This window comes from Pseudomonas sp. Q2-TVG4-2, from assembly GCF_013620795.1.
GTDB lineage: Bacteria > Pseudomonadota > Gammaproteobacteria > Pseudomonadales > Pseudomonadaceae > Stutzerimonas.
The window spans coordinates 365,662-389,433 of the sequence record NZ_LGLW01000001.1; the positions used below are offsets into that span (position 1 = coordinate 365,662).

General features: G+C 60.6%; 21 protein-coding genes. 11 read left to right on the plus strand and 10 right to left on the minus strand.

Annotated elements, in window-relative coordinates; all coding sequences use genetic code 11:
- Window positions 1-27: 27 nt before the first annotated feature.
- The 3 genes from H3028_RS01865 to H3028_RS01875 all read left to right on the plus strand — a co-directional run bounded on the left by H3028_RS01865 (window position 28) and on the right by H3028_RS01875 (window position 3,163).
- Window positions 28-1,665: a choice-of-anchor Q domain-containing protein gene (locus H3028_RS01865; protein WP_181295355.1), complete on the plus strand. Its 1,638-nt coding sequence runs from the start codon at window positions 28-30 to the stop codon at window positions 1,663-1,665.
- A gap of 164 nt (window positions 1,666-1,829) precedes the next feature.
- Entirely contained in the window at window positions 1,830-2,516 is a 687-nt protein-coding gene (locus tag H3028_RS01870; protein ID WP_181295356.1) for a DUF4197 domain-containing protein, read from the plus strand.
- A gap of 29 nt (window positions 2,517-2,545) precedes the next feature.
- Window positions 2,546-3,163 carry a hemolysin III family protein gene (locus H3028_RS01875; RefSeq protein WP_181295357.1) on the plus strand — a complete coding sequence of 206 codons (618 nt, stop codon included), beginning with the start codon at window positions 2,546-2,548 and terminating at the stop codon, window positions 3,161-3,163.
- Between the two features lie 27 nt (window positions 3,164-3,190).
- On the opposite strand, the gene H3028_RS01880 is transcribed toward H3028_RS01875, so the two are convergent.
- Window positions 3,191-3,646 carry an ATPase gene (locus H3028_RS01880; protein ID WP_181295358.1) on the minus strand — a complete coding sequence of 152 codons (456 nt, stop codon included), beginning with the start codon at window positions 3,644-3,646 and terminating at the stop codon, window positions 3,191-3,193.
- Window positions 3,647-4,010: 364 nt separating this feature from the next.
- Between H3028_RS01880 and H3028_RS01885 the strand changes: the two genes are divergently transcribed.
- The 6 genes from H3028_RS01885 (at window position 4,011) to H3028_RS01910 (ending at window position 8,631) form a co-directional block, all read left to right on the plus strand.
- Window positions 4,011-4,271: a heavy-metal-associated domain-containing protein gene (locus H3028_RS01885; RefSeq protein WP_168423013.1), complete on the plus strand. Its 261-nt coding sequence runs from the start codon at window positions 4,011-4,013 to the stop codon at window positions 4,269-4,271.
- A gap of 27 nt (window positions 4,272-4,298) precedes the next feature.
- The gene (locus H3028_RS01890; protein ID WP_181295359.1) at window positions 4,299-4,733 is read left to right on the plus strand and encodes a DUF411 domain-containing protein; all 435 of its coding nucleotides are present in this window, start codon (window positions 4,299-4,301) and stop codon (window positions 4,731-4,733) included.
- Between the two features lie 151 nt (window positions 4,734-4,884).
- The gene (locus H3028_RS01895) at window positions 4,885-6,672 is read left to right on the plus strand and encodes a copper resistance system multicopper oxidase (RefSeq protein WP_181295360.1); all 1,788 of its coding nucleotides are present in this window, start codon (window positions 4,885-4,887) and stop codon (window positions 6,670-6,672) included.
- Between the two features lie 11 nt (window positions 6,673-6,683).
- Window positions 6,684-7,001 (plus strand): hypothetical protein, encoded by a 318-nt coding sequence (locus H3028_RS01900; protein ID WP_181295361.1) that lies wholly within the window; start codon window positions 6,684-6,686, stop codon window positions 6,999-7,001.
- Entirely contained in the window at window positions 6,991-7,941 is a 951-nt protein-coding gene (locus H3028_RS01905) for a copper resistance protein B (RefSeq protein WP_181295362.1), read from the plus strand. The genes H3028_RS01900 and H3028_RS01905 overlap by 11 nt, the downstream gene beginning before the upstream one ends.
- Window positions 7,942-7,953: 12 nt before the next feature.
- Window positions 7,954-8,631, plus strand: a complete 678-nt coding sequence (locus H3028_RS01910) for a cytochrome c (RefSeq protein ID WP_181295363.1) — start codon at window positions 7,954-7,956, stop codon at window positions 8,629-8,631.
- A gap of 42 nt (window positions 8,632-8,673) precedes the next feature.
- On the opposite strand, the gene mdoH is transcribed toward H3028_RS01910, so the two are convergent.
- The 7 genes from mdoH to H3028_RS01945 all read right to left on the minus strand — a co-directional run bounded on the left by mdoH (window position 8,674) and on the right by H3028_RS01945 (window position 18,816).
- A complete protein-coding gene (gene mdoH / locus H3028_RS01915; protein ID WP_181295364.1) occupies window positions 8,674-11,250 on the minus strand; it encodes a glucans biosynthesis glucosyltransferase MdoH in 2,577 nt (858 codons plus the stop codon).
- A complete protein-coding gene (locus H3028_RS01920; protein WP_181295365.1) occupies window positions 11,243-12,742 on the minus strand; it encodes a glucan biosynthesis protein G in 1,500 nt (499 codons plus the stop codon). Before H3028_RS01920 ends, mdoH begins: the two co-directional genes overlap by 8 nt.
- 306 nt (window positions 12,743-13,048) lie before the next feature.
- Window positions 13,049-15,340 carry a beta-glucosidase BglX gene (bglX, locus tag H3028_RS01925; RefSeq protein WP_181295366.1) on the minus strand — a complete coding sequence of 764 codons (2,292 nt, stop codon included), beginning with the start codon at window positions 15,338-15,340 and terminating at the stop codon, window positions 13,049-13,051.
- A 366-nt stretch (window positions 15,341-15,706) separates the two neighbouring features.
- Window positions 15,707-16,246 carry a DUF3087 domain-containing protein gene (locus tag H3028_RS01930; protein WP_181295367.1) on the minus strand — a complete coding sequence of 180 codons (540 nt, stop codon included), beginning with the start codon at window positions 16,244-16,246 and terminating at the stop codon, window positions 15,707-15,709.
- A 190-nt stretch (window positions 16,247-16,436) separates the two neighbouring features.
- Entirely contained in the window at window positions 16,437-17,036 is a 600-nt protein-coding gene (gene wrbA / locus H3028_RS01935; protein WP_181295368.1) for an NAD(P)H:quinone oxidoreductase, read from the minus strand.
- 56 nt (window positions 17,037-17,092) lie between these two features.
- Window positions 17,093-17,791 (minus strand): pirin family protein, encoded by a 699-nt coding sequence (locus H3028_RS01940; protein ID WP_181295369.1) that lies wholly within the window; start codon window positions 17,789-17,791, stop codon window positions 17,093-17,095.
- Between the two features lie 149 nt (window positions 17,792-17,940).
- Window positions 17,941-18,816: an alpha/beta fold hydrolase gene (locus H3028_RS01945; RefSeq protein WP_181295370.1), complete on the minus strand. Its 876-nt coding sequence runs from the start codon at window positions 18,814-18,816 to the stop codon at window positions 17,941-17,943.
- 337 nt (window positions 18,817-19,153) lie between these two features.
- Between H3028_RS01945 and H3028_RS01950 the strand changes: the two genes are divergently transcribed.
- Both H3028_RS01950 and H3028_RS01955 read left to right on the plus strand, forming a co-directional pair.
- Complete coding sequence (locus tag H3028_RS01950; protein WP_181295371.1) at window positions 19,154-21,460, plus strand: hypothetical protein; 2,307 nt, start codon at window positions 19,154-19,156, stop codon at window positions 21,458-21,460.
- Window positions 21,457-22,317 (plus strand): hypothetical protein, encoded by an 861-nt coding sequence (locus tag H3028_RS01955; protein WP_181295372.1) that lies wholly within the window; start codon window positions 21,457-21,459, stop codon window positions 22,315-22,317. The genes H3028_RS01950 and H3028_RS01955 overlap by 4 nt, the downstream gene beginning before the upstream one ends.
- Before the next feature lie 104 nt (window positions 22,318-22,421).
- Here H3028_RS01955 and H3028_RS01960 read toward each other — a convergent pair whose 3' ends face one another.
- Window positions 22,422-23,132 carry an LrgB family protein gene (locus tag H3028_RS01960; RefSeq protein ID WP_181295373.1) on the minus strand — a complete coding sequence of 237 codons (711 nt, stop codon included), beginning with the start codon at window positions 23,130-23,132 and terminating at the stop codon, window positions 22,422-22,424.
- Window positions 23,129-23,494, minus strand: a complete 366-nt coding sequence (locus H3028_RS01965) for a CidA/LrgA family protein (protein ID WP_168423028.1) — start codon at window positions 23,492-23,494, stop codon at window positions 23,129-23,131. Before H3028_RS01965 ends, H3028_RS01960 begins: the two co-directional genes overlap by 4 nt.
- Window positions 23,495-23,772 lie beyond the last annotated feature (278 nt).

Below are 23,772 nucleotides of genomic sequence, written 5' to 3' on the forward strand. Positions count from 1 at the left end.
CTTCGGCTGTAGCCGAAAGGGGCCTGTATGACACGCGCCAGTTTGATCGCCCTGTCGTTCCTCGTGGGCCTGGGTGGTTGCGCAACCCCCAGCCTGACCAATCTCACGCCCTCCTCCGTTGCACGTTCGCCGGTGCCGCTCTATCCGCTGCGGGCGCAAGTCGACGGTCGTGGAAATCGGATCGCCCACGTCAATGCGGTAATCCACGGTACGCCGTGGTCGATGATGCTGCTGCCAAGCGATCAATATGCGGTGGGCTACTTCGCCGACACCTGCGAAACCAACATTCCCTATCATTTCAGCGTCGGCTACCAGCGCCGAAATTGGCTCGGCTCCGGCTATTCGAGCACGGTGCGCGAAAAACGCTTCCCGGAAGCCTCGGGCTACGTCTTGAATGTCACTGGCGAGCCGCTGCCAGACGATTGCGCGGCATCCATCGGCCTGACGTTGCGTGTGGACAGTACAGTCGACGAGGTGGATATCGAACCTGGCGATGGCAACTGCCGATCCATTGCCAGTCGCTGCACGCTGAGGGCCGCTGTGATGGAAAGCAACGCGCACCAGGGCCACGATCTGATAGAAGTGCCGTCGGGGCACTATGTGCTTTCGTTGAGCGGTAGCGAGACCGCGGACGTGCTGAACGACGCCATTGGCGATCTGGACATCACCGATGGGCTGACGCTGATGGGGCTCGGGCGCGCCGCGAAGAACGCCGATCTCCAGGTAGTCATCGACGGTGGCGCAATCGACCGGATTTTCGATATCTATGCCGCCGCACCGCGGGCAGTGACCCTTAGCTATCTGCGGCTGGAAAACGGTCGTCCCATGGGCAGCGGCGGTGGGGCGATCTGGAATCGCGGCAACCTGCGCATGGACCGGATGCTGTTGCGCGGGAACACCATCGATCATGAGCTGGAGTCCTCCTGCGCAGCCTCTCCAAGCCGGCGCCTATGCAACCGTGGCGCGGGCCTGTTCAACGAGGGGCAGGCACTGGTCGCACGCTCGACCATCGAACAGAACTCAACCGGGCACGAATCCGGGCACGCCGGTGGCATCTCCAATATGGGCCCGGCGGCGCAGTTGTACGTGCGCGACAGCCTGATCACCGCCAATGACGCTCGCTTCTGGGGCGGGCTGCTCAACTATCAGGGCACCGTCGACATCCTGAACAGCACGTTCATCGACAATCGCAGCACCACCGGTGGCGTCCGGGCCGCGGAGATCGGCAATGTCGATGGCAGCGTATCGGTCCGCAACGCGACGTTCAGCAATCATTCGCAGCTGTTCAGCCATACCGGTACCGGCGAGTTCCGCCTGGCCAACAGCCTGGTCGAAATACGCGCCTTCAGCGATATGCCGTTCTGCAGTGGCACACTGACCAGCGGCAGCTTCAATGCCATCGGCGGCTCCGGAGGGGGACTTTACGATTTCCTCGGCGGCTGCGGCTTCACCCCGACCACCGCGGACGAAGCCGGGGTCCGCCTGTACCTCGGCGCACTGCAGGATAACGGCGGCCCGACCCGCACCGTCGCACTGCGTGAACCGCTCGAAGACAGCCCCTACTTCGACCCCATCGACATGGGCGGCGTGCTTTGCCCGGACACCGATCAGCGTGGCTCGCCGCGTGATGATCGGCAGTGCGACCCAGGCGCATTCGAGTTCTGACTCGCACAGCAGCTGACTAGCGTGCACAGGGGACTCGTTCGGCGAGTTTGCGCGCTTGCGCGCTTGCGCCAACGAAGTGGCCGATACAAGCTGCCATGGTTTTCACGCTGCGCCTGGCGCTTTAAGCTCTTCGCCTGCTTGTTGCATCATTCAGAGGATTCCCCATGTTGCGCACCACCACGTTCATCGCCGGCCTCATGCTGTCCGCCAGCGCTTACGCCCTCTCGCTTTCGGATCTCAGCCAAGGCGACGCCAGCGCCGGACTCAAGGATGCGCTCAGCCAGGGTGCCAAGGTTGCGGTGCAGCAGCTCGGGCGTCCCGGCGGATTCAGCGAAGACCCGGATGCCCGCATCGAGCTGCCGGGCAACATCGGCAAGGCCTCGCGCATGCTCAAGATGATGGGCATGGGCGCCCAGGTCGAAGAGCTGGAAACGGGCATGAACAAGGCCGCCGAGGCGGCCGTACCGCAGGCGCAGGCCTTGCTGCTGGACGCGGTTAAAAAGATGACCGTGACGGATGCCAAGGCGATCCTGGCCGGCGGCAATGACTCGGCCACTGAGTATCTGAACAAAACCAGCCGCGAGGAAATCCGCGCCCGGTTCCTGCCCATCATCAAGCAGGCCACCGACCAGGTTGGCGTCGCTCAGCAGTACAACGCGCTGGCTGGCAAGGCCTCTGGCCTCGGCGCGATCGATGCCAGATACGGCACGGTCGAAGGCTACGTGGCCGAACAAGCGCTCGATGGGCTGTTCACTGTCATTGCCGAACAGGAAGCCAGTATTCGCCAGAACCCGGCACAGGCAGCTACCAGCGTGGCGAAGAAAGTTTTCGGCGTACTGATGGGCAATTGATCAGCATGGTGGTTTGAGGCTGAAAACCGATGTACCACGGGGAAAAACTCAACGCCTGGACGCACCTTGCCGGCGGTGTGCTGGCTCTGATTGGGGCCGTCTGGCTGTTAGCGCTGGCGGCCATGGACGGCGACATCGTGAAGATCGTGAGCGTGTCGATCTACGGTTTCACCTTGGTGTTGCTGTACAGCACCTCGACGCTCTACCACAGCGTGCGGGGCCGAGCGAAAGTGATCATGCAGAAGCTCGATCACCTGTCGATCTATCTGCTGATCGCCGGCAGCTATACGCCGTTCTGCCTCGTCACGCTGCGCGGCGCTTGGGGCTGGTGGTTGTTCGGCATCGTCTGGTCTCTGGCGGTGATCGGCATGCTGCAGGAGATCAAGCCGCGATCGGAAGCACGGGTGCTGTCCATCGTCATCTACGCTGTCATGGGCTGGATCGTGCTGGTGGCCGTCAAACCGCTGCTCGGCGCACTCGGCACCGCCGGTTTCAGTTGGCTGGTCGCAGGCGGTGTGTCTTATACCGTGGGGATCGTCTTCTTCGCATACGACCATCGTTTCCGCCATTGGCACGGCATCTGGCATCTGTTCGTCATCGCCGGCAGCCTGCTGCATTTCGTGGCGGTTCTGCGCTACGTGGTCTGACCCTGACGAGTGCCGCCTTCGGCGGGCTCAAAGCTCATGCATGCGATTGACCTGCTGCGCCAGGCGCATGGTTTCCTGCTCTTCAAGCTGTAGCATTTCCCCGAGCAATTCGCCCGCCCGACCCAGACCGGGGCTACTTTCGAGCGAGCGGTACAGGTCAATGATCTGATTGTGGATGCCAAAGATTTCTCGTGAGATCTCATCGACGCTCATCTGGCCGTAGGACTCGCTATCGAGTTCGAGCACCAGCAGCTCGCCACGAACGGCATCATGGAGCCGGGTCTGCAGCGCCTGAGGGTCAGCATGCTCCTTGATCCGGGCAATGGTTCCGATCAGTTCCCGCTCATGCTGCACCAGATAGTCCAACAGCATCTTCGCCAGCGAATCGCTGCGCTCATCGGCAGCTTCTGCCATACAGTCAGCCAGCCGGGCATGAGCCTGGTGGGTCCAGTCGATCAGGTCTTCGCATCGTTCGATGTTCATGCTGCCTCCTCCGCGCTGAGGGTTGCCTGGCAGGATGTCCGGGCAATGGATCGAGCAGCGCTGTAGCCAGACCGATGCAAGCATGCCCGATGGCAATTGACCAGTGCTGGGTGTCGGCCCGCACAACAATTCGCCTTCCCCAATCTCTCGAAAGCGGGTTCAGGCGCGTTGGCGGACAGAATATCGAACGCTGTCCACCGTCGCGGCCGCTGCAACGAATCTCACCGTGACGTGCGCTCGATGATCGAATGGCATTAGCGTCAACGATAGCAAATGGTGCTCTGACAGCCGCTTGACCTTGCCATAAGGGAAAGGTTGAACATCGAGCCAAGCCGGATTGACCGGCATTCGCGAGGTTTCTCTCATGAGCATCAATCTTCAGGTACAGGGCATGACGTGCGGCGCCTGCGTCCGTCACGTGACCCAAGCGTTGAGCCCTCTCGCAGGCGTCACTGATGTCGAGGTCGATCTCGCTACCGGCCGCGTTCGAATCGAAGGCGATGCCGATAGCACGTCGCTGATCGCGGCGCTGGACGAGGCCGGCTATCCGGCACAACTTGCCAACCAGGCAAGCCCCACCTCAGCGCCCGCGAGGGGTTGTGGCAGCGGCTGCGGTTGTCGCTGATTTTTTCTTCTTCTGGAGTGTTCGCTAATGAAATTCAAACTCGCCATCATCGCCGCGCTGTTCATGGCCGGTAGCGCACAGGCCGCTGAAATCATCGACGTTCACCGCGACGCCAATTGCGGCTGTTGCAAGGACTGGGTCAAGTATCTGCAAGCTAACGGCTTCGAAGTCCGGGACCACGTGGAAAACAACATGAGCGCGGTCAAGCAACGTCTCGGCGTAGCGCCGCGACTCGGCTCCTGCCACACCGGCGTGATCAACGGCAAGTTTGTTGAAGGGCATGTCCCGGTGGCGCAAATCCTTGAGCTGAAGCAGCGTGGAGATCTGGTCGGTGCCGCGGTGCCAGGCATGCCGTCGGGCTCGCCCGGCATGGACTATGGCCAACCCGCGCAGGCGTATCAGGTGATCGGCCTGACCGCCGCCGGTAAAGATGTGATTATGGCCGACTACGCCGCGGAGTAAGTTCGCTGATTCCCGCAGCGCTCGCAGGCGTGCGGCAACCGGTCGCTTCGTGGCTGGGATCCGAGCGCGGGCGCTCCGCGTACTAAGGGCGTCGTACCCGTGCTGAAGCCAAGGTACGATCAGTCAATTTCGCTAACCGAACAGGATCATCATGCTATCCATACCTACCCGGCGAACCTTCATCAAGAGCCTGGCCGCAGGTAGCATCGTTGCCGGTCTGGGCGTTTGGCGTCAGCCCGTATGGGCGGTGGCGCGCCATGGCCAATCAAGCGATCAGGGCGTGCTCGCGGGTACCGAATTCGACCTGACCATCGACTCGCTCGGGGTCAACTTCAGCGGTCGCGAACGCACCGCGATGGCAATCAACGGAAGCATTCCCGGCCCGCTGCTGCGCTGGCGCGAAGGCGAGACCGTGACGCTGCGCGTACACAATCGACTGCCGCAGGACACCTCTATCCACTGGCACGGCATCCTGTTGCCGGCCAACATGGACGGCGTACCCGGCTTCAGCTTCGCCGGGATCGCACCGGATGGCATGTACGAGTACCGCTTCAAGGTGAAACAGAGCGGCACCTACTGGTACCACAGCCACTCGGCCTTCCAGGAGCAGCTCGGCGTCTATGGGCCGCTTGTGATCGATCCACTCGAGCCCGAGCCATTCGAATACCAGCGTGACTACGTGGTGATGCTCACCGACTGGACCGATGAAAGCCCGGCGCGGGTACTGGACAAGCTGAAGAAGCAATCCGATTACTACAACCGCGGTCGCCGCACGCTGGGTGACTTCATCGACGACGTCGCCGACCAGGGTTGGAGTGAAACCCTGACTAATCGCTGGGCCTGGGCGAAAATGAAGATGACGCCCACTGACCTCGCCGATATCAGCGGCGCCACCTACACCTATCTGCTCAACGGTCATGCACCGGACGGCAACTGGACCGGGCTGTTCGAGCCAGGCGAGCGGGTGCGCCTGCGCCTGATCAACGGCTCGGCCATGAGCTATTTCGACTTTCGCATTCCCGGCCTCAAACTCGTTGTCGTCGCAGTAGATGGCCAGAATGTCGAGCCGGTGGAGGTCGACGAGCTGCGGTTGGCGGTAGCCGAGACCGTCGACGTTATCGTCGCGCCGGATGGCAGCCAGGACGCCTACACCCTGTTCGCCCAATCAATGGACCGCAGCGGCTATGCTCGCGGCACGTTGTCGGTGCGCCAAGGCCTGAGCGCGCCGGTACCGCAGCCCGATCCACGGCCCGAGCTGAGCATGGAAGACATGGGCCATGGCGATCACGGCTCGCATGGTGCCGGCACCGAGCCGCCGCCGATGGATCACGGGGCCATGAACCACGGCGAAATGGACCACAGTCAGATGGATCATTCCACCATGGGTCACGGCGATGCCGAGCGCAGCAGCTCGATGCAGGCCCACCCGGCTAGCGAAAACGGCAACCCACTGGTGGACATGCAGACCATGATGCCACTGCCGAAACTGGACGATCCGGGTATCGGTCTGCGCGACAATGGCCGCCGTGTCTTGACCTACGCGGATCTGCGCAGCACCTTCGCCGATCCGGATGGCCGCGAGCCGACGCGCACCATCGAGCTGCACCTGACCGGCCACATGGAGCGCTTCGCCTGGTCATTCGACGGCATTCCCTTCGCCGATGCCGAGCCTATCCGCCTGAAGTATGGCGAGCGCGTGCGTTTCGTGCTGGTCAACGACACCATGATGCACCACCCCATCCATCTGCACGGGTTGTGGAGCGATCTGGAGGATGCGCACGGCCAGTTTCAGGTGCGTAAGCACACCATCGACATGCCACCCGGTTCGAAACGCAGCTACCGCGTCACCGCCGATGCCCTCGGGCGCTGGGCCTATCATTGCCACATGCTGATGCACATGGACCTTGGCATGTTCCGCGAAGTCCGTGTCGAAGAATGAAGGGGAACCCTATGAACAACTCCACGCGCAATAGCCTGATCGCGTTCGGCCTGGTCGCGGCCTTGCAGCTAACTGCCGCTCAAGCGCAAGTTGAACACGACGACCATCACCGGGATGACACCCCGTCGACGCAGAACAGCCCGCAACTCCATCAGCCAGACCGGAAGCACGGCGAGATGATGAATCACGAAGGCATGGATCACGACCGGATGATGCAGATGCACGAACAGCACATGGGCCAGGAGATGAATCACGGCAACATGGGCAAGGGTCAGATGCAAAGCAATGAGCCCGAAGGGACCAACAAGGGCCCGCAACATGACCACTAAGTTGCCCCTGGTCATCGCGTTCAGTCTGGCCGCGGCGACGAGCCAGGCGCAAGAGGCCATGGATCACTCGGGCCATGCGGGACATGGCGGCCACGCGCCAGCGCCTACGATCGAGATGGACCATGGCCGCACGGATCCTGGTCATGGCCAGGTGGATCATCACACCATGGACCACTCAAGCCATGAGATGCCGCGCCCTCCTGAAACAGGCATTCCGCCGGGACAGGCGACGCGTGCGCCGGTCCCGACCATCAGGCCCGCCGATCACAGCACCGCGTTTCCCGAGCTGCCTGAGCACCGAATGCATCAGGGCGGCATCCACTTCATGTTCCTCGCCGACCAGCTGGAATGGCAGGACGCCGACGACGCCAGTGCACTGGCCTGGGATTTCAGCGGCTGGGCCGGCGGCGACATCGATCGTCTGGCGTTTCGTTCGGAAGGCGAGCGGACCGACGGCCATACCGAAGAGGCGGAGCTGCAATTGCTCTGGAGTCACGCCATCGGTCCCTGGTGGGAAACCGTCGCCGGCCTGCGTCAGGACTTCAAGCCCGGCTCGCCACAGACCTGGGCGGCTTTCGGCGTACAGGGAATGCCGCTGTATGGGTTGGAAACCGAAGCCACCGCTTTCATCGGTGAAGGCGGCCAAACCGCGCTACGCCTGGAAGCCGATTACGACATCTTGCTGACCCAGCGTTGGGTGTTGCAGCCCACCGCTGAGCTCAACCTGCATGGGCGCAATGACGAACAGCGCGGGGTCGGCTCTGGCCTCAGCGAGGCCAGCGTCGGATTGCGCCTTCGCTATGAGATCAGCCGGCAATTCGCGCCGTACGTGGGGGTAAGCTGGAGCCGCGCGTACGGTAACAGCGCCGAGCTGCAGCGTGCCGAAGGTGAAGACACAAGCGAAGCTCGCCTGCTGGCGGGTATCCGATTCTGGTTTTAAATAGGCCGGCCCATGCTCAAGACCCTTACGATATTGCTGTTGGCTGTCCTTGCGATCATTCTGGCCGGTGCGGCAGTGGTGTATTCCGGCGTGATTAACGTCGCCGCCGATCATCCGCACAGCTCACCGGTTCACGCGCTGTTGGAAGTGGCTCGGGAGCGCTCCATTGCGGTTCGTACCGAGGGCATCGAGGTACCAGACCTAAGCGATCCGGAGCTGATCCGATCGGGCGCGGGCAACTACGATGCCATGTGCGTCGCCTGCCATCTCGCCCCGGGTGTCGCTGGCACGGAGCTGAGCCAGAACCTCAACCCGGCGCCGCCAAACCTCACCAATCGCAACCGGCCGGACGATCCCGCCAGCGATTTCTGGGTCATCAAACACGGCATCAAGGCCACCGGGATGCCAGCCTGGGGCAAGAGCATGGCCGACCCTTACATTTGGGGATTGGTCGCGCTTCTGGAGCAACTGCCGTCGCTGACCGCGATGGATTACCGGGCGCTGGTGGCAACAAGCGACGGCCATCAGCACGGGGGTGGTGAGATGGCCCCGCTCGATCACAATGACGAGCATACCGATACAGACGATCGCCCGGTCGGCAAGGATCAGGCAGATACTGACCAAAAGGCCGAGCCGGCAACCAACCCCAAAGGCCATCATCACGCCGACGGCAGCGAGCACATGCATTGATATGCTTGCCACCGCCAGGTTTCGTGAACCCGCATCGCGGTACTAGCTCTGCGGGGCTGCTGCTAGAGGCACCTCGCTCCGATCGGGCTGACGGTAAGCATCTCGCCAAACCTGATAGCGTTGGTCCTGCCAGATCCGATGGTGCAGCCGCGCCATCCCGTCCGGGTCATTGAGCAGACGCCAACGTGCCGCTTCAGCCGCGCCGGTGGGGCCCGCATCGAGGACCTGCTGGATGCGCTGCTCACGCAGCATGTCAGCACCGGCCACCACCTTGGCATGCCGTGCGCGCGCCATGCCACACACCAGCGCGTTGAAGATCGGATCCACTGTCGCTGCGATAAAGCCCTGGTGCAGGGCATTGTCCTGATTTTCTCGCGTGTAGCGATCGGTCGAAGCCAGCTCCTGCGGCGGATTGAACTCCTCGGGAATCAGGAACAGCTTGCGGCGAAAGGCCGCGAGGCCAAGACCGGTGCGGCTGGTGATCACCGATACTGGGGCCGACAGGATCAGCGACACCACGATCGGCGCCAGCCACCACAGAAATGCCGGATCGAGCCAGGCCACCAGTGCCGTCCAGAGCACACCCAGTAGCATCTGCGAACCATGCCGACGCAGGGCTTCGCCCCAGGGTGTGGCGTTATCGGCGCGCTGCGGCGAGTTCCACTGCACCGACCACCCCAGAAACGCAGCGGTGACGAATACCGTGTGAAACAGCATGCGCACCGGCGCCGCCAACATCGAGAACAGGGTTTCCAGCAGCATCGACAGCAGCAGGCGGATGCGCCCACCGTACTCGTGCGCGCCCTGAATGCAGATCAACAACACGCTCAGCAGCTTAGGCAGAAACAGCAGCGTCAGCGTCGCGGAAAACAAGGCAATGGCTTCCTCCGGATGCCATTGTGGCCACAACGGATACAGCTGGTTCGGCTGTAGGAAATACTCAGGCACCATCAGGGTGTGAATCGCCAGCAGCCCGGTCGACAATGCCAGAAAGACGAACCAGAGCGGGGCCGACAAATAGGACATGACCCCCGTGAGAAACACGAAACGATGTACGGTATGCATGCCCTTGACCAGGAACAGCCGGAAATTCATCAGGTTGCCATGGCACCAGCGGCGGTCGCGTTTGAGCTCATCGAGCAGATTTGGCGGTAGCTCCTCGTAGCTGCCCGGCAGATCATAAGCAATCCACACGCCCCACCCCGCCCGGCGCATCAGTGCCGCTTCGACGAAGTCGTGGGAGAGAATGTCACCCGCAAATGAGCCTGTTCCTGGCAACGGCGCCAGGGCGCAGTGCTCGATGAAGGGTTTGACCCGGATGATCGCGTTGTGACCCCAGTAATGAGATTCACCCAGCTGCCAGAAATTGAGCCCGGCGGTAAACAGAGGGCCATACACCCGCGTGGCGAACTGCTGCATGCGCGCATACAGCGTGTCCATGCCGGACGCCTTGGGCGCGGTCTGAATGATGCCGGCGCCAGGGTTGGCTTCCATCAGCCGCACCAGACTGGTCAGGCATTCGCCGCTCATCACGCTATCGGCATCGAGCACCACCATGTAGCGATAGCTGCTGCCCCAGCGGCGGCAGAAGTCATCGATGTTGCCGCTCTTGCGCTTCACTCGGCGGCGACGACGGCGGTAGAAGATATGGGCGAAGCCGTCGACCTCGCGGCACAGCTCCAGCCAGGCCTTCTGCTCGGCGACGCAGGTATCGGGATCGTTGCTGTCGCTGAGCACGAAAATATCGAAATGCTCGAGCTGCCCGGTTGCCTTGAGCGACTCGTATGTCGCGCGCAGCCCGGCAAATACCCGCGGCACGTCTTCGTTGGCGATCGGCATCACCAGCGCGGTACGCGCCTCGCGCGTGATCGGCTCGTCACCGAGGGTACTGGCGGAGATGTTGTAGCGATCACGGCCCTTGAGCAGCTGGAAGAAGCCCATCAGCGCAGTCCAGAAGCCCACCGAGACCCAGCAGAACAGTAACGCGAACAGCAACAGGATGCTGGTCTGCACCACATAGGGAAGGATCTGCCGCGCCGACTCCTGCAGTGGCTGCTGGAACACTTCCTGAAGATCGACCAGCGCCCAGCCCTGGTAAGGCAGCACCGATTTCATGTGCCAGGTGGCGATCACCGTCTGCATCAGCATCAGTGCCAGCAAGATTGTTCGGCGCACGGCCGCTACTTTACGCCAGCCCGAGCGTTCAGCGGACTGAGCGGGTGGCAGCTCCACCGTGCGGTTCTTCTTGCGCAGCAAACGCCACCAACTCAGCCGCAGCACGTTGGTATGCCAAGGTTCGGGGACCATCCGGGTGCGCACGATCGGTGGCGTCGAGCGGATGCAGACGCGCCCCTGGTGATCACGTGTGAGCGCTCTGGCACGCTCCAGGGTTTCGCCCCAGCCGAGTCTCAACCGTGCGGCGACCGAGCCCAGCAGGTCGTTACCGCCCGGCTCAGTGTCGCTGGTAGTCGCCACGGTTCGGGCCAGCACCCGGTGCACATCGCTCAGCTCGCCACCCTCCTGATCCACCTCGTGGATCAGGGTCTGGCGTCGTTCGGCGTCTAGCGGTAGTTGGCCGATATAGCGGCCCGTAATCGAAGGCTCTCCTGGATTATTCATGGATCGGAATCTGGTAGCTCCACGTTTCGGAAAGCGTCTTCTCGCCTTCCACAAGAGCCGCCCGCAGCTCCACCGGCCGCTTGGGGTCGCGCACCTTCAACCGCAAGGTCAGGCGCCAGCCCTTGGTCACCGGGTTATGTCGCAGGTTGTTCTCCACCAACTCGGCATTCTCGCCGATGCTGACCCGCGTGTTCATCGGCGCATCCGCCGCCCGCTCGGCCAGGTTGGGACCGACGAAGTCGACGATAAGCGCGGTACTGCCGTCGGGTTGGCGAATCAGGTTTGACTGTTTGACGTCTCCAGCAGACAGGCGCGTCTGATCGACCCAAGCGAGCTCGGGATCATGCAGCGCCGGCTCGTCCATGGTGAAGTGCAGGCGATACTCGAAGTTCAGCGGCTCGCCGGGCTCCGGTCGCTGCTCGGGTACCCAGAAGGCGACGATGTTGTCGTTGGTTTCATCAGGCGTGGGAATCTCGATCAACTCCACCCGCCCCTTGCCCCAGTCACCCCGGGGCTCGACCCAGCCACTTGGGCGCAGATCGTAGCGGTCATCCAGATCCTCGTAACGGCCGAATTCTCGGGTGCGTTGAAGCAGTCCGAAACCGCGCGGGTTCTCGACGCTATAGCTGCTGATCGATAGCCGCTTGGGGTTGTTCAATGGCCGCCAGATCCACTCATCATCGCCGGTATGGATCGCCAGCCCTTCCGAATCATGCAGCTGCGGACGGTAGTTGAGTAGTTCGCTAGGCTGATTGGCCCCGAACAGATACATGCTGGTGAGCGCGGCGATACCGAGCTTTTCCACCGGTTCGCGCAGATAGACGCGCGCCTGCACGTCGACCGTGCTGTCCTTGCCCGGCGTGACGACCATCCGGTAGGCACCGGTGGCGCGAGGTGAATCCAGCAGCGCGTAAATCACCAGGTTGCGGCGATCGGCTTGTGGGCGTTCCACCCAAAACTCGCGAAAGCGCGGAAACTCCTCGCCGCTCGGCAGCGCCGTGTCGATTGCCAGCCCGCGGGCTGACAGGCCATACACCTGGCCCTTGCCGACCACTCGAAAGTAGCTGGCGCCGAGCAGGGTCATCAGCTCGTCCGCCTTGTCCGCCTTGTTCAGCGGATAGAGCACCTTAAAACCGGCGAAGCCCAGATTCTCCAACGCTGCCGGCTCGATCTGCACTTTGCCGAATTCGAACATTTCCGGCTCGTAGCGGATCTCCTTGACACCCTTGGTGGTGATCTCGTTGATCTTTACCGGCACGTTGAAGTGCATGCCCTGATGGTAGAACTGCAACTCGAATGGCGTCGGCGCGTCATGCCAGAGCGCCTTGTCGCCGCGAAAACGCAGTTGCTGATAGTCGGCGAATGCCATGTTGCGAAACACCGGCGGTAGATTGCTCTGCGGCGCGGCATAACTCTCCGCCGCCAGCTTCTCCGCCTTTTTCGCTACATCATCGAGGGTGAATGCCCAGCCATGGCCGGCAAACAGACTCATGCACAAACTCAACGCCGTTCCCAGTGCCCGACCTTTACGAGCGCCTGTTCCGAAATGAAAGGTACGTGACACATCGCCTCCTGAGCTATCACGATTACCGCCGACCGCTTTGCGGCCCGGTTTGCCCTCGTTGGTCTACCGCAGCGGGAAATGATTCCCTGCGTAAACAAGCGAAGCGGCGAATCATCCCATGCCGCACAACCGCCGGATAGCTACCCGGAGAGGACTTTTTTAGGGTCGCCGAGCATCTCAGCGCCAAGCCGAACGAGCGGACGACGCGCGCTGCCCAACGACCACCGCGACGCATCATTGCAACGTGAATTGCCCTTGCTTCACGTGTTGCGAATCCAGCCCGATCTGCACTTCGAACTCACCCGGTTCGGCGACACGCTGCAGCTGCGCGTTAACGAATTTGAGATCATCCTCGTCGAGGCTGAAGCGGATCTCCCGCGCCTCACCCGCTTTGAGGGCGACCTTGCGAAAGGCTCTGAGTTCCTTAACCGGACGGATCACCGAGGCCACCACATCGCGGATATACAGCTGCACGACGGTGGCGCCGTCACGCTGGCCAGTGTTCGTCAGCGTGACGCTTGCGTGCAGCCCGCCCTGACGCGAGATGGTCGGGCTCGACAGGCGCACCTCGGACAATTCGAACTTGGTGTAGCTCAGGCCATAGCCAAAGGGATAAAGCGGGCCATTGGGCTCTTCGAAGTACTGCGAGGTATAGTTGCCCGGTTTGCCCTCGACATACGGCCGGCCGACCCGCAGGTGGTTGTAGTAAGTGGGAATCTGGCCCACCGAGCGCGGAAAGGAAATCGGCAGCTTGCCGGAGGGGTTGTAGGCGCCAAACAGTACATCGGCTATGGCGTGACCGCCTTCGGTGCCGCTGAACCAGGTTTCCAGGACCGCATCGGCATTCGCCTTCGCCCAGTTGAGGTCCAGTGGACGGCCATTCATCAATACCACCACCAGCGGTTTGCCGGTCCCCTTGAGCGCCTTCAGGAGTGCTTGCTGGCTGGGCGGAATCTGCAGGCTGGTACGGCTCGACGCCTCATGGGACATGCCTCGCGATTCACCCACCGCGGCGACGATCACATCGGCCTGCTCGGCAGTGGCTAGCGCTTCGGCAATCATCTCTTCGGGCGAGCGCAGGTCCTGCACGACCTCGGGGTTATCCCAGTTCAAAAAGTTCAGGTACTCAACCATGTGCGGGTCGTCGGTGATGTTGGCGCCACGTGCGTAAAACAGCACCGCGTCGTCGCCCAGCGCATCGAGCATGCCCTGCCGCAGCGTCACCGATTGCTTGGCCACACCCGCCGCGGACCAGCTGCCCATCATATCGACCGGCGAGTCTGCCAACGGACCGACCAATGCAATGGTCCCCCGCTTGCTCAGCGGCAGAGTCAGGTCATGGTTTTCCAGCAGCACAATCGACTGCCGCGCGACCGCTCTTGCCGCCTCGCGGTGCAGACGGCTTTCAGCATTGACGTCTTTCGGATCGTCCACAGCAGCGCCGATGCGCCGAAACGGATCGTGAAACAGGCCCATGTCGTATTTGGCGCCCAGCACTTCGCGCACAGCCGTATCGATTTCACCGATCTTGACCTCGCCGGACTCCACCAGGCCCGGCAGCTCCTGGCGATACAGTGAGTCGGCCATGCTCATGTCGATGCCGGCCTTGATCGCCAACCGGGCAGCCTCGCGACCGTCGCTCGCAACGCCATGACGCATCAGTTCGCTGATCGCGCCATGGTCACTGAGGGTCACGCCGTCAAAGCCCCAGTCCCGTCGCAGAAGGTCCTGCAGCAACCAGGTATTGGCACTGGCTGGCACACCGTTGATGGCATTCAGCGCAACCATCACCCCGCCCGCGCCCGCGTCGATGGCCGCACGATAAGGCGGGAGAAAATCCTGATGCATGCGCATCGGGCTCATATCCACCACGTTGTAGTCGCGCCCGCCCTCGACCGCACCGTAGAGGGCGAAATGCTTGACGCTGGCGGTCACGCTGTCGGGAGCGGCCGGCGACTCGCCCTGATAGGCCCGGACCATGGTGCGAGCGATCTCTGACACCAGGTAGGGATCCTCGCCAAAGCCTTCGGATGTTCGCCCCCAGCGGGGATCGCGGGAGATATCGACCATGGGCGCGAAGGTCATGTCCAGGCCATCAGCGCTTGCCTCGATGGCGGACACGCGCCCGCTGGTGGCGATGGTGTCCATATCCCAGCTCGAAGCCAGCCCCAGCCCGATGGGAAAGATGGTCCGATGGCCGTGCACCACGTCGTAGGCGAAGAAGATCGGTATCTTCATCCGGCTACGCAGGGCGGCTTCTTGCATCGGTCGGTTGTCATGTCGGGTGACCGTGTTGAAGGTACCGCCAATATGCCCCGCCGCCAGTTCTTCGAGAATGCGCGGGCGCGGCATGTCCTCGCCGATGCTGATCAACCGCAGCTGGCCAATCTTCTCTTCCAGGGTCATCCGCTCGATCAGGCTGGCGATAAAGGCCGGCTTGTCATCCAGCAAAGGGGACAGGGGTTCGGCGACGGCCGGCTGCAGCGAAAGACTGGCGATCAGACCGAGCAGATAAAGCCTTTTCATTGTTTGGATATTCCTTGGCCTGCGAGGCGCTTTAGGCGAACCATTTGAAGGCCGGCATGGCCGGCTGAACACCTACTGAGTATGGATATTCAGCGGCCTTACAACCAGCCGTATGGAGCGCAGAGCCAGCGCACAGCGAATCGAGTAGCGGTACATACCCGAACTGCCAAAGGCGCGCCCTCGCGGCGAAGGTGCGTTCAGGTCGAGGCCAACACAAACGCTTCGCCTCGGGGGGACTTCCCACGAGCGCGATGGCTAGGGTGCTGACCTGCGCGAAGCGCGCCCTCGCGCGAACCAGGCCGAAAACCCGCCCAACCATTTCAAATGCGCGTGCCGGGACGCCATCGCCTGGTCAACACAGACAGGTCATTTCTTCGCTGCGAAACGCTTCACCGAATCGAGCCAGTTTTCATGTAACTGGTTCTGATCGATATCAATCCCGCGCGTTTCCATTGATTCTCGGTGTCGGTCGATTTCGCCGGTCACTTCACCGAGCGACGCGCTGTTACCATCGAGCAGATGCATTTGGGTGAGCCCAAGATGGTAGAAGCGCAATAGCTTCATCGCGTCGGGATCGCCGGCCGTCGCCCCCGCAGTGACGTGGTGCATGACATTGGTGACGCTCATCAGGCTGCGCTTGAGGCGCCAGCCATACACCGCACTGGCCATCCAGGATTGCTTCCAGTAAACCAGCCGCACCAGCGCGATTGTCAGCAACAATCCTGCAATAACACCCGCCATATTCAGCCGTAGGTTGTCTCCGCCCGTCTCGCCGAACAGTGCCACCGTCAGAGTCGCCAGCCCCATCGCCAGTATCGTGAAAGTCGCCACCACGACGAGGGTGCTACGACGGGTTTGCTGCCGGTAGGCTTCAGGGCTGAGCGGCTTGATCTCGAATAACACCATGGGCGGTCCTGATGGCTGATGAGGGGAAGCATCTTTCGCGGCATTATCATCGCGCAAACGCGCCTGCGACGAAGCCCATGCTGATGAGCTGATGTACGGATTGCTGCTGAACGAGCAATGAACTGGCATAGCCAGGGGGCACACGAAGAAACGCCGGACAGCCTTAGCCGCCCGGCGCCGTATCAACGGATCAGCCTTTCAGCTTCACCGTGGTCTGCGCCACCAACTCGCCCTGATAGCGAGCGATAGTCAGCTCCTTCTCGGATGGCTGACGCGAACCGTCACCGCCAGCGATGGTCGAGGCACCGTAAGGCGTGCCGCCGTTGACTGCGGAAATATCGAAGAACTCGCCGATGCCGTAGCCGGTGGGCACGATGATCATGCCGTGGTGCGCCAAGGTGGTCCAGGTCGAGGTAATGGTCATCTCCTGCCCGCCGCCGGTCCCGGTGGATGTAAACACGCTGGCTACCTTGCCGTGCAGCGCGCCCTTGGCCCAGAGGCCGCCGGTCTGGTCGAGGAAGTTGCGCATCTGCCCGGACATGTTACCGAAGCGGGTAGGCGTGCCGAAGATGATTGCATCGTAATCGGGCAGCTCCGTCGGGCTGGCAACCGGCGCGGGCTGATCGGCCTTACCGCCCGCGTTCTTGAACACTTCCTCCGGCATGGTTTCCGGCACGCGCTTGATCGTCACCTCCGCGCCCTCGACACGTCGCGCGCCCTCGGCCACCGCGTTGGCCATGGTTTCGATGTGTCCATACATCGAGTGATACAGCACAAGAATCTTCGCCATTTCTGTTTCCTCTTCCTGGGTTTGTGTTCCGGGTTTGCTCAATCGAACCGTGCCGATCAACGAACGTCCACTAGCACGATTTCGCTGTCTTCCAACGCCTTGACCGTCAGCTGCGCCTCATCACGCACCGCGACACCGTCACCCGCCACGGCAACCAGACCACCGATTTCGATGCGCCCGGTGGCCGGGACCAGATACAGCTTCCGACCGATGCCGATCCGGTATTCGGCAACTTGCCCGGCCGAAAGTGTCGCGGCGGCCATGCGGGCATCGGCTCGAATCGGCAAGGCGTCCGCGTCGTCAGTCATGCCGCTGGCGAGGGTGACAAAGGTGCCGGCGCGCTCCCCCGTGGGAAACGGTCGAGTGCCCCAGACCGGCGGCAGACCGGATTGGTCTGGGTAAATCCATATCTGGAAAATCTCGGCAGGCTCGTCTTCCCGGTTGTACTCGCTGTGGGCGATGCCCGTGCCAGCGCTCATTACCTGCACGTCACCGGCTAGCGTGCGGCCGCGATTACCCAAACTGTCCTCATGACTGATCGCACCCTTGCGCACATAGGTGATGATTTCCATGTCTCGGTGAGCATGCATGGGGAAACCGGACTGAGGGGCAATGACGTCATCGTTCCAGACCCGCAGCCTGCCCCAATGCATGCGCAACGGATCGTGATAGTCGGCAAAAGAGAAGTGGTGGCGTGTGTCCAGCCAACCGTGACTGGCGCCGCCAAGCTCGGCATGGGGTCGTAATTCGATCATCGATAGCAGTCTCTCTAGGATGTGAGCCCGGCGCACATAACCCGCCGGGCGATGAATTACCGCCATATTCCATTGGACAGATGAATCGATGGGTGGATTTTCTCGCAAATACCCATCGATTAATTCGATGTGTTTGTTACTGGCAGTTTTCAACGCAGAAACGTAATGACCTCCTCCAATAGCTCTTCGGGTACTTCTTCCGGCAGGTAATGACCGGCCGGTAACGCCCTGCCTTGAACGTTCGCGGCCACCTCGCGCCATTCCTTCAACGGATCGAAGCAGCGCTCGACAACGCCTTTCGATCCCCAGAGCACCAGCAAGGGCGATTCGATACGTTTGCCCGTGGCGCGGTCCTCGCGGTCGTGTTCGAGGTCGATGCCAGCACTGGCCCGATAGTCCTCACAGAACGCATGAATGGTGCCGGGCAGCTTCATGCAGCGTAGGTATTCGGCGTAGGCAGCATCAGCGAAGGGATGCACGTGGTCAGCGCTGGTTGCTACCGCACTGCGCAGCACCAGTTCAGGAGCTGCTTCGAGCAGGGTTTCCGGCAGCGGCGCTGGGCGAATCAAAAAGAACCAGTGCCAGTAAGCCCGGGCGAACGTCTCGTCGGTCTGGCGATACATGGCGAGCGTTGGTGCGATGTCGAGCAGGATCAGCCGGCGCACCGCGTGTGGATGATCCATTGCCAGGCGATGACTGACCCGCGCACCGCGGTCATGGGCAAGGATATCGAAGCGTTCGAAGCCCAGTGTTCGCATCAGCTCGACCTGATCGCGCGCCATCTCGCGTTTGCTGTAGCCGCTGTGATCTGGCCCACCGGCCGGCTTGCTGCTGTCGCCGTAACCGCGCAGATCGGCAGCGACCACGGTGAATCGTTCGGCCAGTTGATCGGCAATCTCGTGCCAGATCACATGGGTCTGCGGATAACCGTGAAGCAGCAGCAAGGGCGGCCCGGACCCGCCTTTGCGATAGTTGATCGTCACATCATTGACGTTGCATTTGCCACGCTGGAACTGCTCGAACATAGGACCGCTCCTGAAGGGATCGCAGTGATTCTAGTCGGCTGTGCGGCTGGCGGATTCGAGCGGGCTCGCGGCGGCGCAACCAGGTCGCCCCGCACCATCAGGTCGTGGCAAACACCCACTCGGCACAGGCAGCCTCGCCATCTGGGCGCTGTGGTTGCGCAACTCTTTGCGCAGCCGGGCCTATTGCTGCGAATCAGGCCATAAAACTGCGCTCTCCAATTGCATGGGCAGATGTTTTATCGCTAGGTTTGCGCGGCCCATGAACGCTCAGCTTCGCCAGCAAGCGAATCAGGCGCGGACAATGATGTCCAGGCCACTCAGCACAAGGATAGTTACGATGACCAACAGCATTAACGACTGGAGCTACCCCTTTGCCAGCGGGGCCGACAGCCCTCTCGCCAACCTGACGAATCTGGCCAGAGCCAAGGGCGGCTATTACCCGATGGGTGCGAATGGTCTGTGGCATGGCGGTGTGCATTTTGACCAAGGCACCGGCGCTGCCTTCGATCAGTCCAGCGTGCGCTGCATCGCTGATGGCGAGGTCATCGCTTATCGTATCGACTCGCAATACCCGGCCAGCGAGTACACAGGCGATATCCCGCGGATCAAGCGCGCCCCGTTTTCCACCGGGTTCGTCCTGGTCAGGCATCGATTGGCATTACCGCCGCTAGGCACCTCGACCGGCCCGACGCTGGCGTTCTATAGCCTGTACATGCACTTGCAGGACTGGGCCGGTTACAACGCCCAGGCATCCCTGCTACGCCCAGCCTTCTGGTGTGACGGAACGTACCGGGTCGAAACCCAGGGATCGGACCTTAATGCGCGCGCCGAGGCCCACCCACGATCAACCATCCTGGCCGCGCTACCTAACGGGACAGAGGTGAGGATCGATGCAGGCGATGGCGAACTTCGCAAGCTGCTAAGCATCGTGAACGGCTCAACGACACCGCAGCTGGCGCCTGTCGAGGGCGTAGAAACCCTGCCCGGCTACCTCGCCATCAGATATCTCAAGGCACAACACGAACCCCGAGCCAAAGATGAAGTAGTGGTGCTGGACACACCGATACGGATCAAGGCCGGCGAGCTCATCGGCCACCTCGGTCAGTACCAGAATCACAGCGACAACGCACCCCAGCCGCTGCTGCATCTGGAAGTATTCAGCTGTGAGGACGTACCGGCATTCATCGCTTCGAGCCGAGCTCATGCGGCTCGTCTGCCGGACGAACACAAGACGCTGCTAAAAATCCACAAGGGTGCCAGCAAACTTGTCCCGCATCGACCAGGCATTGATTCGAACAATCCACCCAGCATCAACGACGAAGGCATGGTCATCGGAGTCGACCTGATCGTCCCCCAGAGCTTGCTCGACGGCCTGCCTGCGGACGCCAAGCTCATAGCGCCAGCTCGCAAAGGTGATAGATCATGCAGCCCAGAGGTCCGCTGGTGGCGTCTCGATGACCTGCTGGCGGACCAGGACGGCAACCCAATCAGCGGCTGGTTGGCCGAACAAGAAATGATCACTACTCGCCACAGCCCGTGGGAATGGGAAAGCTACACCTGCATCGAGGACGGTGAGCCCTCCGCCAGCACCCTGGCTTATCACCTCGAAGCCCTTCGACGCTTGAATGACGATGAGCGCGCGAGCTACCAAGGCGTGATCGACCTGTCCGACAAAGGCCCGATCAAGCAACGCCTGCATGCCGTCCTCGACGGCAACGGCGACAAGAAAATCACCTCGAAGGAAATCCGTGCTGCCATGGCCAAACCATGGCAGGCCCAGTCCATCGCCCAACTGATAACCCGCCACGAAAGCGAATGGCTGTGGAACCCGAACAAGTGGGACGAACTCGACGAGCTGATGGACCACAGTCCCGCTAGCCCGAATCCAAACTGGCTTGAAGAGAAAAAGCGGATCGAGAAGTTGTCGTGGTGGGAGAAATTAGGCAGTGGATGTGGACTGACGCCGGACGGGGTTGCGTGGCATTTTAATCCGGTCAGATTGATTCTTCAGCACTCAACACCAACAAAATTATTGGTCTCTAGAGAGCAGCTCTCCCAAATTATGGTCTCGGCATCTGACGAACTGATCGATAAATATCTTATTCCGATAAACGACGCGATGAAGACATTCGATATAACCACCCACTTTCGAATCGGTCATTTTCTGGCTCAAGTTGCCCACGAAACCGGTGAATTAAAATTTTCCGAAGAAATCAGCTCAGGCACACAGTATGAAGGCAGACGCGACCTGGGCAACTTCCAAGCAGGTGACGGAACAAAGTTCAAGGGGAGAGGACTACTTCAATTAACCGGCAGAAGCAACTATGAACAATGCGAGGCATTCCTAAGAACCATGGAGAAGTACTCTACGCTTGATATAACGTCCTCCAACAACAAAGCTTCCCAATTAGCTTCAGACCCAAACCTATCGGCCCTGGCCTCAGGTTACTATTGGAGCAAATTGAAACCAAAGCTAAACGCTGCCGCCGATAAGAATGATCTATTCTGGGTCTCCGTATATATCAACGGATGGAAACCCCAAAGCAAACCTTACTATCCAAACAGAGAAAGAGAGCCGAACAACATGGCTCATCGCGCTGAAATGACGGAGCGTGCGTTTAAAGTTTTAGGAATCAGACAATGAAAAAAAAATTAGCACTACTGGGAATACTCGGTGCGACAGCAAGGCCGTGCTGGGCGGAAGATATGAGTATCACCGAAATAACTTACTACAGCGGAGCTATAGCGCAAAACCAGATTGCGATGATCCTTGAGAACAACAATGGTGAAGTGCATGGCAAGTACATTCGCGAGAACGAGGGCCCTGCAGTCGCCGTTACGGGGGCTTATAACGGGAACATTCTTGAACTTATCGAGAAGCGTGACAGCACTGGGATAGCAAGAATTAATGCACAGAGGAAAGGCAGCGGAAAGATCGAAGGGACCCTCAAGGATGAGAAAAGATACAAATTTCATGCGACACCTTCGTCAAAAAGTTACAAGGAAACGATAGGTAAAATCGCATCAAACGAAAAATCTTTGATTATCAGCCTAATAAAGGGGACAGACCAAATCATCCCAATCGACACCCTTACCGATTCGTTATCGATAACGTTCGAGGACTTTACATTCGACGGCTATGCTGACATGAGAATCCTTGATCTTGAAGCTGGAGGGAACAGCTCTTATATCTATTTCGAATACATCCCAGCAACACAGAAGTTTATAAAAGCCAAACCAGAAATCTATAACCTCATTAATCCCATGATTATTCACGGAAAAAAATTAATCACCGGATTCAACAAAGATGGGTGCTGCCATTACTCAGTAACTATAATAGATGATAGCAATATATATACAGCCGACTATGACTATATATCCGAAAAAGGCACCGAAACCGTCTCCAATAGAGCTTCTGAAGCACTGACTACCACCTCAATTAACAAAGAGGTATTTGAGGAAAAGTACCTGGCGATCATCCAGAAAGGTAACCTCCAGTAAGTCATGGCTATCTTGTTGCATCTACTGGCAGAGAATATAGGCACGACCGAACAACCGCCATGTCGGATAACGGACAATAGATAGCCCGAGCACAACCTCGAAAATCAACCCAACGTCAGCGGCAAGAACAGCGCAATCAAAATCCCCAGCAAGCTCATGCCCAATGCCGCGAAGGCACCGCACTCGTCGCCCTCCTCCAGTGCTCGCGCCGTGCCAATAGCGTGAGCATTGATGCCGTAGCTCAGCCCGCGTGCGGCAGGGTGGTCGACCCCGGCCCAGCCCAGCAGCAGCGGCCCTAGTGCCGTTCCGATCACGCCAGTAAGCATCACGAAAACCGCGGCCAGCGAAGCGAGGCCTCCAAGCTGCTCGGCCACCAGCATGGCAATAGGCATGGTGGCCGCTTTGGGTGAAAGGCTCATCAGCACCGGCAGGTCCGCCCCCAACGCGCGGGCAATCGCGAGCGTCAGCACGACGCCCAACACACCTCCGCTCACCAGGGTAATGAGGATCGGCCAGAAGAGTTGCTGAATTCGTCGGATATGGCGATACAGCGGGACCGCCAGGGCCACAGTTGCGGGGCCGACCAGTACCGCGATCATCGAGGCATCGGCCTGGTAGCTCGGATAATCGATACCACACAGGTAAAGCGTGCCGACGACCAACAGCATGCCCACCATCACGGGTTGCAGCACCAGCCAGCCGCTACGCCGGTAGAGCGCAAGGGCCAGCTGGAAGGCGATCAGCGTCAGTGCAACGGAAAAGAGCGGGTGATCCAGCGTCATGGACCACACGCTGTGCCAGTCGTGTCCACTCATGCCTGATCGTCCTGTCGCCGGTCCATGCGTCGGATGAGCCGCTGCATCAGCCACCCGCAAAAGGGCACGGTTACCATCAGCGACAGGACCAGCCCGGCCGCAATGGCCGGCAGGTCTGCCAGCAGGGCATCGCTGCTGGTCATGATCCCGGCAGCCGGCACGATCAGCAGCAGCGGCAAATACTGCAGCAGCAGCGCCGCGGTCTTTTCCAGGGGTTCAGGGATGCCTCGACGTAGCAGCAGCACGCCGAAAAGCAACACCATGCCGATGATCGGCCCCGGCAAAGCGGGCAACAGCGAAAGATGGATGACGCTGCCAAGCAACTGCAGCACGACCAGCCAGGTCAGGCCTTTGAGAATCATCGGGTTTCCTTTTTCGACGGGCGGAACGGATGGGGCCGCGCACTGGCCATGCCTGCCTCGACGGCATCGGTCCCATGGCCGCGCGGGGCCGCACAGTAAAAGCCAGGACTATGGCGTGGCGCAACGGCAAGACAACAGGTGCAGATGCGCTTGAAAAAAGCGCATCAGGGATCTAACCGGCTGTGACCCGACGTCGCAGGCCTGGAGCACGCCGAAGCGATGCACCGCAGCGAGGTTACGCCAAGTCCCCGCGTAGCGCGGCACAACGCACGGCTTCC

What these genes read in the sequence shown, in the direction of transcription:
- H3028_RS01930 (WP_181295367.1), bottom strand. Translation starts at nt 16,246, where the DNA reads ATGGTGTTATTCGAGATCAAGCCGCTCAGCCCTGAAGCCTACCGGCAG.
- H3028_RS01870 (WP_181295356.1), top strand. Translation starts at nt 1,830, where the DNA reads ATGTTGCGCACCACCACGTTCATCGCCGGCCTCATGCTGTCCGCCAGC.
- H3028_RS01885 (WP_168423013.1), top strand. Translation starts at nt 4,011, where the DNA reads ATGAGCATCAATCTTCAGGTACAGGGCATGACGTGCGGCGCCTGCGTC.
- H3028_RS01865 (WP_181295355.1), top strand. Translation starts at nt 28, where the DNA reads ATGACACGCGCCAGTTTGATCGCCCTGTCGTTCCTCGTGGGCCTGGGT.
- wrbA (WP_181295368.1), bottom strand. Translation starts at nt 17,036, where the DNA reads ATGGCGAAGATTCTTGTGCTGTATCACTCGATGTATGGACACATCGAA.
- H3028_RS01960 (WP_181295373.1), bottom strand. Translation starts at nt 23,132, where the DNA reads ATGAGTGGACACGACTGGCACAGCGTGTGGTCCATGACGCTGGATCAC.
- H3028_RS01940 (WP_181295369.1), bottom strand. Translation starts at nt 17,791, where the DNA reads ATGATCGAATTACGACCCCATGCCGAGCTTGGCGGCGCCAGTCACGGT.
- H3028_RS01955 (WP_181295372.1), top strand. Translation starts at nt 21,457, where the DNA reads ATGAAAAAAAAATTAGCACTACTGGGAATACTCGGTGCGACAGCAAGG.
- bglX (WP_181295366.1), bottom strand. Translation starts at nt 15,340, where the DNA reads ATGAAAAGGCTTTATCTGCTCGGTCTGATCGCCAGTCTTTCGCTGCAG.
- H3028_RS01965 (WP_168423028.1), bottom strand. Translation starts at nt 23,494, where the DNA reads ATGATTCTCAAAGGCCTGACCTGGCTGGTCGTGCTGCAGTTGCTTGGC.
- H3028_RS01945 (WP_181295370.1), bottom strand. Translation starts at nt 18,816, where the DNA reads ATGTTCGAGCAGTTCCAGCGTGGCAAATGCAACGTCAATGATGTGACG.
- H3028_RS01910 (WP_181295363.1), top strand. Translation starts at nt 7,954, where the DNA reads ATGCTCAAGACCCTTACGATATTGCTGTTGGCTGTCCTTGCGATCATT.
- H3028_RS01905 (WP_181295362.1), top strand. Translation starts at nt 6,991, where the DNA reads ATGACCACTAAGTTGCCCCTGGTCATCGCGTTCAGTCTGGCCGCGGCG.
- H3028_RS01890 (WP_181295359.1), top strand. Translation starts at nt 4,299, where the DNA reads ATGAAATTCAAACTCGCCATCATCGCCGCGCTGTTCATGGCCGGTAGC.
- H3028_RS01895 (WP_181295360.1), top strand. Translation starts at nt 4,885, where the DNA reads ATGCTATCCATACCTACCCGGCGAACCTTCATCAAGAGCCTGGCCGCA.
- H3028_RS01880 (WP_181295358.1), bottom strand. Translation starts at nt 3,646, where the DNA reads ATGAACATCGAACGATGCGAAGACCTGATCGACTGGACCCACCAGGCT.
- H3028_RS01875 (WP_181295357.1), top strand. Translation starts at nt 2,546, where the DNA reads ATGTACCACGGGGAAAAACTCAACGCCTGGACGCACCTTGCCGGCGGT.
- mdoH (WP_181295364.1), bottom strand. Translation starts at nt 11,250, where the DNA reads ATGAATAATCCAGGAGAGCCTTCGATTACGGGCCGCTATATCGGCCAA.
- H3028_RS01950 (WP_181295371.1), top strand. Translation starts at nt 19,154, where the DNA reads ATGACCAACAGCATTAACGACTGGAGCTACCCCTTTGCCAGCGGGGCC.
- H3028_RS01920 (WP_181295365.1), bottom strand. Translation starts at nt 12,742, where the DNA reads ATGAGTCTGTTTGCCGGCCATGGCTGGGCATTCACCCTCGATGATGTA.
- H3028_RS01900 (WP_181295361.1), top strand. Translation starts at nt 6,684, where the DNA reads ATGAACAACTCCACGCGCAATAGCCTGATCGCGTTCGGCCTGGTCGCG.